The following is a 13,283-nucleotide window of genomic DNA, read 5'->3' as shown; positions in this document are numbered from 1 at the left end:
GTGGGCCGCAGTGGAGATGTCATGTCGTTCGATCCAACTTCTTTCGATCCACCCTCCAATGGGGGCCTGAGCCGACGCCGCTTCGTGCAAGGCCTTGCCCTGGGCGGCATCGCCGCCACCGGCGGGCTGTGGCGCGGCGCTGCACGTGCCGCCCCCCCGGCGACGCCCGAGTTGCGTGGCAGCAACCAATCGCTGCAGATCGGCCGCATGCCGGTCAACCTCACCGGGCGCACGCGCCGCGCCATCACCGTCAACCAGAGCCTGCCGGCGCCCACGCTGCGCTGGCGCGAGGGCGACACGGTCAGCGTGCGCGTGCGCAATGCGCTGGCCGACCAACCCACCTCGGTGCACTGGCACGGCCTGTTGCTGCCGGCCAGCATGGATGGCGTGCCGGGAATGAGTTTCGACGGCATCGCGCCGGGCCAGGAACATCACTACCGCTTCGCGCTGCGCCAGTCCGGCACTTACTGGTATCACAGCCATTCGATGTTCCAGGAGCAGGCTGGCTTGTATGGCGCCATCGTCATCGACCCGCTGGCGCCGCCGCCGTATCGGCACGATCGCGAGCACGTGGTGCTGCTCTCGGACTGGACCGACCTGGACCCGGCCGCGCTATTCCGGCGGCTCAAGCAGATGCCCAGCCACGACAATTACGCGCAGCGCACGGTGGGCGATTTCCTGCGCGATGCGCGCGACGACGGCTTGCGCGCGACGCTGGCCGACCGCGGCATGTGGGGGCGCATGCGCATGACCCCGACCGACCTGTCCGACGTCAACGCCAACACCTACACCTACCTGCTCAACGGCGTCGCCCCGGCCGGCAACTGGACCGGCCTGTTCAGGCCAGGCGAGAAGGTACTGCTGCGTTTCATCAACGGCTCGTCGATGACCTACTTCGACATCCGCATCCCCGGCCTGCGCATGACCGTGGTGGCCGCCGACGGCCAGTACGTGCATCCGGTCAGCGTGGACGAGCTGCGCATCGCGGCGGCCGAAACCTTCGACGTGCTGGTCGAACCGATCGGCCAGGATGCGTTTACGTTGTTCGCGCAGGACATGGGCCGCACCGGTTTCGCCTGCGGCACGCTGGCGGTGCGGCAGGGGTTGCAGGCGCCGATACCAGCGCTGGACCCGCGCGCGATCTTGACCATGCAGGACATGGGGCACGGCGATGGCATGCACCATGCGGTACCGCCGATGCACGGCGCCGCCGGGATGCAGGCCGCGCATGCGGGGCATTCCATGCACACGCATGACGCTGCCCCGGCGGATGCGCACGACAAGACGCCACGCCACCCTGCCAGCGAAGATGGCAATCCCTTGATCGACATGCGCAGCAATGCCACCGCACCGCGCCTGGACGACCCCGGCGTTGGCCTGCGCGACAACGGCCGCCGGGTGCTGTGCTACGCCGACCTGCACAGCCTGTTTGAGGATCCGGACGGCCGTGAGCCCGGGCGCGAGATCGAACTGCATCTGACCGGGCATATGGAGAAATTCGCCTGGTCGTTCGACGGCATCGCCTTCGCCTCGGCAGAGCCCTTGCGGCTGCAGTACGGCGAGCGGCTGCGCATCGTGCTGGTCAACGACACCATGATGCAGCACCCCATCCACCTGCACGGCATGTGGAGCGATCTGGAAGACGCCGACGGCAACTTCCAGGTGCGCAAGCACACCATCGACATGCCGCCCGGCACGCGCCGCAGCTATCGCGTCCGCGCCGATGCGCTGGGTCGCTGGGCCTACCATTGCCATCTGCTGTACCACATGGAAGCGGGCATGATGCGCGAAGTGCGGGTGGAGGCATGAGCGCACTGCATACGCAACACGTGGCGCTGCTCGCACTACTGCTGAGCGCATCGGCTGCTGCACAGGAGCATCAGCATGCAGCGATGGCGCCATCCGCGCATGCCGATGACGCGCATGCAATGCAGGTGGCTGAGCAGGCGACGGCTTCCCAGCCGCAAACGTCCATCGCGACAGCGACATCGCCGTCATCCGCGCAGGTGAGCGCAGATGCAATGCAGATGGATCATGCACATCTGCACCACGCGCAGCACTCCAGCACCACATCGGCATCGGCATCGACAAACGCTGCTGACGGCACGCCTGCGCAACGCCCGGTACACGCCGACGTTTCGGCAGTGCCGACATCGACGCACCACGCAAGCATGCAGCACGCCGATGTCAAGCACGCCGCACGCCAGACCTCTGCCAATCCGCAACTGGACCACACCCTGCAATCACAGGTAGACAGCGACCACGACGCGATGGAGCACGCGTCGATGGATCACGCGTCCATGGAGCATGCGTCGATGCAACATGGACAGGCGCAGCACGGGGCGATGGATCACGCCGCGATGGAACACGCGCCGCATCCCCAAGCAACGACGCAAACACCGGCATCACCCACCGCCAGCGCAGTGCCACGCATGCCGATCCCCGAGCCCACGGCCGAGGAAATCGCTGCGGCATTCGCACCCCTGCAGCACCATGCGATGCACGCGCCAGGCATCAATCACTACGTCCTGCTCGATCGGCTGGAAGCCTTCGACACCACGCGCGGCAGTGGCCAGGACTGGGAAGCACGCGCCTGGATCGGTGGCGATATCGACCGGCTCTGGTTGCGCAGCGAAGGCGAGCGGCAGGACGGGCGCACGCAGGCCGCATCGGTGGAGGCGTTCTATGGCCACGCCATCTCGCCATGGTGGGATCTGCTGGTCGGTGCACGCCAGGACATCGGGGCGGGCGAGCATCGCAGCTGGGCCGCCTTCGGCGTGCAGGGACTGGCACCCTACAAGTTCGAGACCGAAGCCACGCTCTACGTCGGCAGTGGCAGCCGCGCCGCCTTGCGGCTGGAGGGCGAGTACGAGGTGCTGCTCACCAACCGGCTGATCCTGCAACCGCGTGTGGAAGCCAGCATCGCCCTCACCGATGATGACCGGCGCGGCGTCGACAGCGGCCTGGAGCAGGTCGAGGTCGGCCTGCGGCTGCGCTACGAAATCACCCGCCGCTTCGCGCCCTATATCGGCTGGGTGCACAGCCGCAGCTTCGGCGACACCGCCCGCCGCGCTGCGATCGACGATGAGCCTGCACGCGACAGCCGGTTCGTCGCCGGCGTGCGCATCTGGTTCTGAGACAGCCGGTGTGCGCATGGGCCTGGCCATCGGGATTCCAATGCAGGCCCATGCCACGCGCTTGACCAGCCCAAGTCGTGCTGTCGCGCGCGATCGATCAGAGCGCGAGTGCCAGATCACCGATACGCACCCTGCAGACATACCGACAACCCCTGCCCCGCTACCATCGGCGCCCAGCGCAGCCCGACCTGCCACCACATTCCACCGAGGAGACCACAATGCCCTTGACCGACCTGCAACACGTCCCCGGCGCCAGCGCCGCACCTGCCGACACCGCCGGCTTCGTGTTCAACCACACCATGCTGCGCATCAAGGATGCGCAGCGTTCGCTGGATTTCTACACGCGCGTGCTGGGCTTCCGCCTGCTGGATGCGCGCCATTTTGCCGATGCGCAGTTCAGCCTGTACTTCCTGGCCCTGCTGCCCGACGGCACCGCGATCCCCGACGACGATGCCGCGCGTCGGCTATGGATGGCCGGCATCCCCGGCGTGCTCGAGCTCACCCACAACCACGGCACCGAAACCCAGGACGGCCCGGTCTACCACGACGGCAACAGCGACCCACGCGGCTTCGGCCATATCTGCATCTCGGTACCGGACATCCACGCCGCCTGCGCGCGTTTCGACAGCCTCAACGTGCCGTACCAGAAACGCCTGGAAGACGGCCGCATGAAGCACCTGGCCTTCATCAAGGACCCGGACGGCTACTGGGTGGAGATCATCTCCAATACGCCGCTGGCGTAACGCATAACACCGCATGGCAAGGTGCCCGGAGTTCCCGGGCACCGACGATTTCAAGCATTACGCTACCGGCACTTGCCACCAAACGCCGCGCGCGAACAGGCTGCGCCAGCGGAGACCACCGCTCCCGCATGTGTCCGCGCGCCATGCACCCAGATGCGGGTGCCATCGTGCGCCACGACGCCGGGCGGGACATCGCTGGCCATTGCGGCGCCGCTCAGCGCCGAGGCCGCCACCGCAATAAACGCTTTCATGGATTCCTTCCCCTGGAAACAGCGTCGCATTGCGTGTCCCCCACGCAATGCGACATGGCACTGTCAGATCGCGCGGACAGCGATCAACCGCACAGTGCTTTGGTCCATCAGACAACGGTCCGCAGTCGGCTAGAACGCTCAGTTGCGGGCTGAGTGTGAGCGCATCGTGCGCACTTGGCAGTCGGGGCGGTCCCCACATCTGTCGGGACCGCCCCGGAAGTGCGCTTAGCTACGCATGCAGCAGTCCGCCGTGACTGCGCTGCCACTGGCGCGGCGGGCGCAGTGCGGCAAGTGTGCGGACCAGCTCGCGGTAGGTCCCGGCCAACTGTGCAAACAGGCCTGCATCGCTGTATTGCGTGTCGGCCACTTCGAAATATGCGCCGCGGCCCAGTTCGATGAAGTAGTCGACGCTGAGCCGGCGGCGCTGCGCGATCCCGGGAAACAGGCCTGCAATCAGCAGGCATTGATCTCCGATGTCGCGCAATGCATCCGCCCGCAGACTGCCGGTCTGGTCCTGCGCGTGCAGCCAGGCCAGCGCCTGGGTGCGCGAGACCAGCTGCGCATCGCGCTGCAGGCGAAGCAGCACGAACACCAGATAGTGCTCGCGCGATTCGTCCAGCGGATGTGCGATCCGCTGCCCGGCCTCACGTACCAACGCCTGCCACAACTCGGCCGGCGCGCCCTGTTTGAAAGACTCGTGCATACGTCCTCCTGCGTGATGGGACCCTCGCAGCAAGCGTATGCATAACCTGGGCCATCGCGTTGGCAGCCGGACCGGTCGTCTGCCAATCTTCATCACTTCCGCATCGATCGCGCCCTGAACCCGGTGGCACGACCCGATGACCCCTCAACCTGTGGGTCATGGCGACGCATGCCGCCGCACCGTCACCCGATGCCAGAACGCAACCAAGGGGAGGTTGGCCAGACGCGGCGGGCAGTCGTCTGCAGGTGCGGTGGAGAACCGCCATGCACGCGGTTAGTTGCCATAGCTGGCGGCGACTGCGCTCGCGTTGCACCGAGCGCAGCCCTTCGATCAGCTGCGCCTACCTACTCCACAGTCACCGACTTGGCCAGGTTGCGCGGCTTGTCCACATCGGTGCCGCGTGCCAGTGCGGTGTGGTAGGCCAGCAACTGCACCGGGATGGTGTGGATCACCGGCGACAGCACGCCGGCGTGGCGCGGGGTGCGGATCACGTGCACGCCTTCGGACTCGCTGAAGTGGCTGTCCTGGTCGGCGAACACGAACAGCTCGCCGCCACGGGCGCGCACTTCCTGCATGTTGGATTTGACCTTTTCCAGCAGGCGATCGTTGGGCGCGATCACCACCACCGGCATCGCCGCGTCCACCAGCGCCAGCGGGCCGTGCTTCAACTCGCCGGCCGGATACGCTTCGGCGTGGATATAGGAGATTTCCTTGAGCTTGAGCGCGCCTTCCAGCGCGATCGGGTAATGCAGGCCGCGGCCAAGAAACAGTGCGTTTTCCTTGACCGAGAAGCGCTCGGCCCAGGCCATGATCTGCGGCTCCAGATTCAGCGCGTGCTGCACGCTGCCGGGCAGAAAGCGCAGCTGCTCCAGATAGTCCGCCTCTTCGGCTTCGCCGATGCGTCCGTGCAATTTTCCCAGCACCATGGTCAGCTGGAACAGCACCGCCAGCTGGGTGGTGAATGCCTTGGTCGAGGCGACGCCGATCTCGGCACCGGCACGCGTGTAGCAGACCAGTTCGCTGGCGCGCGGGATGGCGCTTTCGGGCACGTTGCAGATCGACAGCGTGTGCAGATGCCCCAGCGATTTGGCGTATTTCAGCGCCTCCATCGTGTCCAGCGTTTCGCCTGATTGGGAGATGGTGACGATCAGATGTTTCGGGTTGGCGTAGGCGGCGCGATAGCGGTACTCGCTGGCGATCTCCACGCTGCACGGCAGCCCGGCGATCGCCTCGATCCAGTAGCGCGCGGTCATGCCGGCGTAATAGCTGGTGCCGCAGGCCAGGATCTGCACGCCTTCGATGTCGCGCAACACCGCTCCGGCAGTCGGACCGAACAGGGACGCAGGAAAGCCCTTGGCATCGATCGCCGCTTCGATGGTATCGGCCAGCGCACGCGGTTGCTCGTGGATTTCCTTCTGCATGAAATGGCGGAACGGGCCCAGTTCCAGCGATGCCAGCGACACATCCGACAGATGCAACGGGCGCTCGACCGGCGCGTCGTTGCCATCGAAGATGCGCACGCCATCGCGGCGCAACTCGGCGGTGTCGCCCTCTTCCAGGAAGATCACCTGGCGGGTGGCCTGCACGATGGCCGAGACATCGGAGGCGACAAAGTTCTCGCCCTCGCCCACGCCGATCAGCAACGGGCAACCCATGCGCGCGCAGACGAAGCGCTCCGGCTCGGCCTGGCTCATCACCGCCAGCGCATAGGCACCGGTGAGTTCCTTGACGGTGCGTTGCAGCGCGGTCAACAGGTCGACTGCACTGCCCAGATGGTGATGGATCAGATGCGCGATGACCTCGGTATCGGTCTGCGACTCGAAGGTGTAGCCGAGCGCGCGCAGCTTCTCGCGCTGCTGCTCGTGGTTTTCGATGATGCCATTGTGCACCAGTGCCACGCCCGCACTGATGTGCGGGTGCGCGTTGGCCTCGGTGACGCCGCCATGGGTGGCCCAGCGGGTGTGGCCGATGCCCAGCGTCGCGCCGAACTGCTCGGCCTGCGCCGCCTGCGCCATCTCCGCCACGCGCCCGGTGCGGCGCACGCGGCGCACCTGGTCGCCATCGAGCACGGCGATGCCGGAAGAATCGTAGCCGCGGTACTCCAGACGCTTGAGTCCCTCGATCAGGACCGGGACCACGTCGCGCCCGGCGATCGCTCCGACAATGCCGCACATAGGACAACCCTTGAGGACGAAGCCGCGCATTTTAGCGTGTCCGCTCTTGTCCGCTGCATGACCATGCCCGGACAACCTGTCCGCAGCGGTGTCCGCGGACACTGCGGACACCGCCCGCCAGCCCATAAAGATGATTGCTTTCAATCACTTGAAGATTGGCACACGTCCTGCTTTATCGCAGTGACGCCACCGAGCCAGCCGACCATGATTCGCGATACCTCCGCCCAGGACCAGGTTCTCCGTACACCCGCCCGGCACGCGCCCTGGCGCCGTTGGCTATGGCCCGGCGTCGCCGTGGTCGCGATACTGGCCGGCATCGGCTGGGCGGTCACCGCGTGGAGCGCCGGCAGCCGTTCGTTCGATGCCAGCCGGGTGCGGATCGCCACCGTCAGCCAAGGTGACCTGGTGCGCGACATCGCCGCCGATGGCCGCGTCATCGCCGCCAACAGCCCCGTGCTGTACGCCATCTCGGCCGGCACGGTGACGCTGAGCGTGGTGGCAGGCGACGTGGTCAAGCAGGGCCAGGAGCTGGCGCGCATCGACAGCCCGGAACTGCGCAGCAAGCTGGCCCAGGAGCAGGCCACGCTGGCAGGCCTGGAAGCCGAATCCAGCCGCGCCGGGCTGGACGCCACGTTGGCCCGCGCCAACGCCAGCAAGCTCACCGACCAGGCCAAGATCGACAAGCAGGCTGCCGCGCGCGACCTGGAGCGCTACCAGCGCGGCTACGATGGCGGCGCGGTGCCGCAGGTGGAACTGGCCAAGGCGCAGGACACCTTGAAGAAGACCGACATCGACCTGCAGCACGCCGAGCGCGACGCATCGCTGAAGAGCCAGGGGGCAGACCTGGATTCGCGCAACAAGCGCCTGCTCGCCGACCGCCAGCGCGCGGTGGTGGCCGAAGTGCAGCGCCAGGTCGATGCGCTCACGCTGCTGTCGCCGTTCGATGGCCAGGTCGGCCAGGTGCAGGCGGTGCAGCACACCCAGGTCGCGGCAAACGCGCCGATCCTGGGCGTGGTGGATCTGTCCAAGTTCGAAGTCGAGATCAAGGTGCCGGAAAGTTTTGCGCGCGACCTGGCCATCGGCATGCCGGCGCAGCTCACCAGCGGCAGCGGCGAACCGTTCCCCGGCGCCATCTCGGCGGTGTCGCCGGAAGTGGTCAACGGCGAAGTCACCGCACGCATCCGCTTTGCCGACAAGCAGCCGCCGGGCCTGCGCCAGAGCCAGCGCATGAGCGCACGGGTGGTGATGGACACGCGCCGCAACGTGCTCAAGGTCGAGCGCGGCCCGTTCGTCGAACAATCCGGCGGCAGCTACGCCTATGTGATGGATGGCAACACCGCGGTGCGCCGACCGGTGCGCATGGGTGTCAGCAGCCTGGGCGAGGTGCAGGTGCTGTCCGGGCTGCAGGCCGGCGACCGCGTGGTGGTCTCCGGTGCAGACAACTTTGGCGATGCGCCGCGCGTCACCGTCCACTAGAAAGCAGCCACTACTCAGACTTACACACGCCTGACGACCGCGCGCCACATTGCGATCACCACTCTAAATCTCGTTCGCACATATCTCTCTTGCAAAGGACTCGGCAATGCTCAAGATGCAATCGGTCTCCAAGGTCTTCCGCACCGAACAGGTGGAAACGCATGCACTGCGTTCGCTGGACCTGCATGTGCGCGAAGGCGAATTCGTCGCCGTCACCGGCCCTTCGGGCTCGGGCAAGACCACCTTCCTCAACCTGGCCGGGCTGCTGGAGACCTTCACCAGCGGGCAGTACCTGCTCGACGGCGAGGATGTCAGCCATCTGTCCGACGATGCGCGTTCGCGCCTGCGCAACCGCAAGATCGGTTTCATCTTCCAGGGCTTCAACCTGATTCCCGACCTCAACCTGTTCGACAACGTCGATGTGCCGCTGCGCTACCGCGGCATGGCTGCGGCCGAGCGCAAGCAGCGCATCGAAGAGGCCTTGACCAAGGTCGGCCTGGGCTCGCGCCTGAAGCACTACCCCACCGAACTGTCGGGCGGCCAGCAGCAACGTGCCGCCATCGCCCGCGCATTGGCCGGCAGCCCGCGCCTGCTGCTGGCCGACGAACCCACCGGCAACCTCGACTCGCAAATGGCACGCGGGGTGATGGAACTGCTGGAAGAGATCAACAGCCAGGGCACCACCATCGTGATGGTCACCCACGACCCGGAACTGGCCGCTCGCGCGCAGCGCAACGTGCACATCGTCGACGGCCAGGCCACCGATCTGGAACGCAACCCCGCCCTGATGCGCGCGCGCCACAGCGCCCCCACCCTGGCCGAATAAGAGGCACATCCCATGTTCGGCTACTACTTCAATCTGGCGTTACGCAGCTTCCGCCGCAACAAGATACTGACCGCACTGATGGTGCTTGCGATCGCGCTGGGCATCGGCGCCAGCATGACCACCTTGACGGTGTTCTATGTGCTGTCGGGTGATCCGATTCCGCAGAAGAGCGATCGGTTGTTCAGCGCCTTGGTGGATCCATACCCCAAGGCAGGCTACCAGCCGGGAGAAGAGCCTGGCGACCAGGTCACTCGCTTCGATGCCGAAACGCTGCTGCGCGAAAAACGTGCAAAACGGCAAGCGCTGATGACCGGTGGAAGAGTGGCGATCGAGCCCGACAAGAACGGTATGACTGCCTTCAAATCGGAAGTGCGCTTTACGTCGGCAGATTTCTTCCCGATGTTCGAAACACCTTTCCTGTATGGCCAAGGCTGGTCGGCCGGTAGCGACGCGGGCCACGAACGCGTTGCGGTGATCACCAAGGAACTCAACGACAAACTGTTCGACGGCAGCAATAGTGTCGGCCGCGACCTGCGCATGGACAAGAACACCTTTCGCATCGTCGGTGTTCTCAATGACTGGAAAGTCAACCCACGTTTCTATGATGTCACCAACAGCTACGGCTCGAACGAGCAAGTGTATCTGCCATTCTCCGTCGCAATGGATCTGAAGATGGACCATTACGGCGGTATGAATTGCTACGGTAAAAACGACAACAGCGATCAGACAGCGCTCAACGCATCCTGCACATGGATGCAGTACTGGGTGGAGCTTGACAGCCCAGCGCAGGCCGGCGACTACAAAGCCTACCTGGATAACTACTCCGATCAGCAGCGCGCTGCAGGGCGCTTTGAACGTCCGAACAATACCCGCCTGCGCAACGTGATGGAGTGGCTGGACTACAAGGAAGTGGTCCCGAGCGACGTCCGACTGCAGCTGTGGCTGGCGATGGGCTTCCTGCTGGTGTGCCTGCTCAATACCGTAGGGTTGCTACTCGCCAAGTTCCTGCGCCGCAGTGGAGAGATCGGCGTGCGTCGTGCCCTGGGTGCCTCACGCGGCGCCATCTTTGCGCAATGCCTGGTCGAAGCCGGAACCATCGGACTTGCAGGCGGCATGGCAGGGCTTGGGCTGGCATGGTTGGGGTTGTGGGTCGTGCGCCAACAACCTGTCGACTACGCCAAGCTTGCGCACCTGGATCCGAAGATGTTGTTGCTCACCTTCGCATTGGCGCTCGTTGCCAGCCTGTTGGCCGGCTTGCTGCCCTCCTGGCGTGCCATCCAGGTTGCGCCCGCGCTACAGCTCAAAGCGTCCTGACCACCAGGCCCGCCGCCCAGCGGCGGGCACGGCCTCTTATCCGAAGGTACCGCCCATGGACATCCGCCCCATCATTTCCACCCTGCGCCGTCACAAGACCGCAGCAGCATTGATCGTGCTCGAGATCGCACTCGCCTGCGCCATCATCTGCAATGCCATGTTCTTGATCGGCAACCGCATCGAGACGCTGCAGCAACCCAGCGGCATCGCCGAATCGGAACTGGTCAGCATCCAATTGGGAGGCATCGGCACCCAGGTCAATGCAGAAGCGCGCACACGCGAAGACCTGGCTGCACTGCGCAGCCTGCCAGGTGTCCGCAGCGCGATCGTCATCAACCAGATTCCCTTTGTGCATTATTCATGGAACAGCAGCATCTCTCTGACGCGTGAACAAGAGCGCCAGACACTTAGCGCTGCGCAATACATGGCCAGCGAAGGCACCCTCGGCACGCTTGGCCTGCAACTGGTGGCGGGGCGTGACTTCACCGCAAGCGAATTCATCGATATGGCACAGGCCAATAACGACAGGTCCATCGACAAAAAAGGCCTGTCAGTGATCATCACCCAGCGCATGGCCGACAAGCTATTCCCCTCGCAAAATGCATTGGGAAAGACAGTCTATGCAGGCGATACCGCACTCCACATCATCGGCATCGTGCAGACACTGGCACGCCCCACCAACAACAGCGCCGGCGGTGTTGATCAAAGCAATTACTCGATGTTGCTGCCACTGCGCATCGACTACACCGCAGGCCAGTACATTATTCGTGTCACCGACCCAACGCGGCGGGCAGAAGTGCTGCAATCTGCCGTCGCTGCGCTGATGAAATTAGACAATAGCCGGCTGGTCCTGAAACAAGAGACGTACAGCGACATTCGGACGGAATATTTCGAGAATGATCGCGCAATGGTGTGGCTACTTGGCGCGGTCTGTATCGCACTGCTGATCGTCACCGCACTGGGCATCGTCGGCCTGGCCAGCTTCTGGGTGCAGCAACGCACCAAGCAGATCGGCATCCGTCGCGCACTGGGCGCTACACGCGGGCAGATCCTGCGCTACTTCCAGATCGAGAACTTCCTGCTGGCCTCGGTCGGCATCGTGCTCGGCATGTTGCTGGCGTACTCCATCAACATCTGGCTGATGGACCGCTACGAGTTGCCACGCCTGCCGGTGCTGTATCTGCCGATCGGCGCGCTATTGCTCTGGGCGCTGGGCCAGATCGCCGTGTTCTGGCCCGCCCGGCGCGCCGCGCTGGTGCCGCCGGCAGTGGCCACGCGCAGCGCGTGAGGTGACACAGATGCCGATCGAACCCCGCAAAGACGTCCGGTGATGTTGCATTACTGCCTGCAACTGGCCTGGCGCAGCCTGTTGCGCACCCCGATCGCCAGCACCCTGGTGGTACTGGCAATCGGTCTGGGCATCGGTGCGAGCATGACCATGCTGACGGTCCTGCATGTCATGTCGCGCGATCCGCTGCCAGGCAGAAGTCAGCTGCTCTACACCCCACATCTGGATCCGCTGCCCCTGGACCTTCCACGCACGCGGGAATGGGGCGACCCGTCGGACAATCTGACCTGGCCAGATGCGATGGCCCTGCTACGTGCAGGGCCGGCCGTCCATCAGGCGGCAACGGCGAGCGGGCAAGCGCTGATCTGGCCCGCACAGGCCGCCACATCCCCACTCGACCTCAACGGCCGCTATGCCACTGCAGGGTTCTTTGCGCTGTTCGGCATCCCGCTGCAACGTGGGCGCGGCTGGAGCGGGCAGGACGACCAGAACCACGCGCGCGTGATCGTGTTGAGCCAGCAGCTTGCAAACACCTTGTTCGGTTCACGCGATCCAATCGGCCAGACCGTCGCCGTCGGCGAGCAGCGCATCGGTCTTCGCGTTATTGGCGTCGTTGCCAAATGGAATCCGCAACCGCTCTTTTATGCCGACCCAAGCCGCAAGGGCGCGTTTGGCGACCAGGACGATTTCTTTCTGCCGCTCTCGACCGCGATGGAGCTTGAACTGGACGCCGGCACCAGCATCAGCAGTTGGGAGACGCGCAGCGACAGCGGCGTCAGACAACTCCACAACCCATCCACCAGCTGGCTGCAGTTCTGGGTGCAACTGGATACCCCGCAACAGGTGGCCGCATACGAGCGTTTTCTCTACGACTATGCTGCGACCCAACACGCCAGCGGGCGCTTTCAGCGGCCACCGCAGACGGCCCGACTGTATTCGCTGATGGACTGGCTGAAACACCTGCAGATGGTGCCCAACGACCTGCGCCTGCAGACGCTGCTGGCCTTGGGGTTTCTGTGGATCTGCCTGATCAACGTGATTGCGTTGTTGCTGGCGAAATTCCTGCGCCGCCGTGGCGAGATTGGCGTGCGCCGCGCACTTGGCGCGCGCCGCGGCCACGTGATGCTGCAGTTTGGCACTGAAGCGGCGCTGATCGGCGTCGTGGGTGGCCTGCTGGGGACCGCGATCGCCGAAGTGGGGCTCTGGAGCGTGCGCCAGCGGCCCGACGACTATGCCGCGTTGGCGCACCTGGATGCACCCATGCTGCTGACCACCGTGGCGCTTGCCATCGTCGCCGCACTGCTTGCAGGACTGCTGCCGGCCTGGCGGGCCAGCCGCATCAACCCGGCCCTGCAGGTCAAGGACCTCTGA

11 protein-coding genes are annotated in these 13,283 nt (G+C 65.1%); 8 read left to right on the top strand and 3 right to left on the bottom strand.

All coding sequences use genetic code 11. The features are described from left to right. From EO139_RS12345 to gloA, 3 genes are all read left to right on the top strand, one after another. Window positions 1-1,809: a copper resistance system multicopper oxidase gene (locus tag EO139_RS12345; RefSeq protein WP_206515147.1), complete on the top strand. Its 1,809-nt coding sequence runs from the start codon at window positions 1-3 to the stop codon at window positions 1,807-1,809. Continuing rightward, window positions 1,806-3,137, top strand: a complete 1,332-nt coding sequence (locus EO139_RS12340) for a copper resistance protein B (protein ID WP_126970864.1) — start codon at window positions 1,806-1,808, stop codon at window positions 3,135-3,137. Before EO139_RS12345 ends, EO139_RS12340 begins: the two co-directional genes overlap by 4 nt. Before the next feature lie 218 nt (window positions 3,138-3,355). After that, the gene (gene gloA / locus EO139_RS12335) at window positions 3,356-3,880 is read left to right on the top strand and encodes a lactoylglutathione lyase (protein WP_104583264.1); all 525 of its coding nucleotides are present in this window, start codon (window positions 3,356-3,358) and stop codon (window positions 3,878-3,880) included. A 62-nt stretch (window positions 3,881-3,942) separates the two neighbouring features. On the opposite strand, the gene EO139_RS12330 is transcribed toward gloA, so the two are convergent. The 3 genes from EO139_RS12330 to glmS all read right to left on the bottom strand — a co-directional run bounded on the left by EO139_RS12330 (window position 3,943) and on the right by glmS (window position 7,008). Beyond that, window positions 3,943-4,131, bottom strand: a complete 189-nt coding sequence (locus tag EO139_RS12330) for a hypothetical protein (protein ID WP_126970862.1) — start codon at window positions 4,129-4,131, stop codon at window positions 3,943-3,945. A gap of 229 nt (window positions 4,132-4,360) precedes the next feature. Next, window positions 4,361-4,834, bottom strand: a complete 474-nt coding sequence (locus tag EO139_RS12325; RefSeq protein ID WP_126970860.1) for a hypothetical protein — start codon at window positions 4,832-4,834, stop codon at window positions 4,361-4,363. 344 nt (window positions 4,835-5,178) lie between these two features. Next, a complete protein-coding gene (gene glmS / locus EO139_RS12320; RefSeq protein WP_126970945.1) occupies window positions 5,179-7,008 on the bottom strand; it encodes a glutamine--fructose-6-phosphate transaminase (isomerizing) in 1,830 nt (609 codons plus the stop codon). Between the two features lie 204 nt (window positions 7,009-7,212). On the opposite strand from glmS, the gene EO139_RS12315 reads away from it, so the two are divergent. The 5 genes from EO139_RS12315 (at window position 7,213) to EO139_RS12295 (ending at window position 13,283) form a co-directional block, all read left to right on the top strand. Then, window positions 7,213-8,484, top strand: a complete 1,272-nt coding sequence (locus tag EO139_RS12315) for an efflux RND transporter periplasmic adaptor subunit (protein WP_126970858.1) — start codon at window positions 7,213-7,215, stop codon at window positions 8,482-8,484. Window positions 8,485-8,590: 106 nt separating this feature from the next. Further along, entirely contained in the window at window positions 8,591-9,310 is a 720-nt protein-coding gene (locus EO139_RS12310; RefSeq protein WP_104583259.1) for an ABC transporter ATP-binding protein, read from the top strand. A 12-nt stretch (window positions 9,311-9,322) separates the two neighbouring features. Then, entirely contained in the window at window positions 9,323-10,624 is a 1,302-nt protein-coding gene (locus tag EO139_RS12305; RefSeq protein WP_126970856.1) for an ABC transporter permease, read from the top strand. Window positions 10,625-10,679: 55 nt separating this feature from the next. After that, entirely contained in the window at window positions 10,680-11,912 is a 1,233-nt protein-coding gene (locus EO139_RS12300; protein WP_126970854.1) for an FtsX-like permease family protein, read from the top strand. Window positions 11,913-11,954: 42 nt separating this feature from the next. Continuing rightward, window positions 11,955-13,283 carry an ABC transporter permease gene (locus EO139_RS12295; protein WP_126970852.1) on the top strand — a complete coding sequence of 443 codons (1,329 nt, stop codon included), beginning with the start codon at window positions 11,955-11,957 and terminating at the stop codon, window positions 13,281-13,283.

Origin of the sequence: Xanthomonas sp. BRIP62411, assembly GCF_003993525.1 — a bacterium.
Lineage (GTDB): Bacteria > Pseudomonadota > Gammaproteobacteria > Xanthomonadales > Xanthomonadaceae > Xanthomonas > Xanthomonas euroxanthea.
Note: the sequence above shows the minus strand (reverse complement) of the source record. Positions and strands in the feature narration are given on the sequence as shown.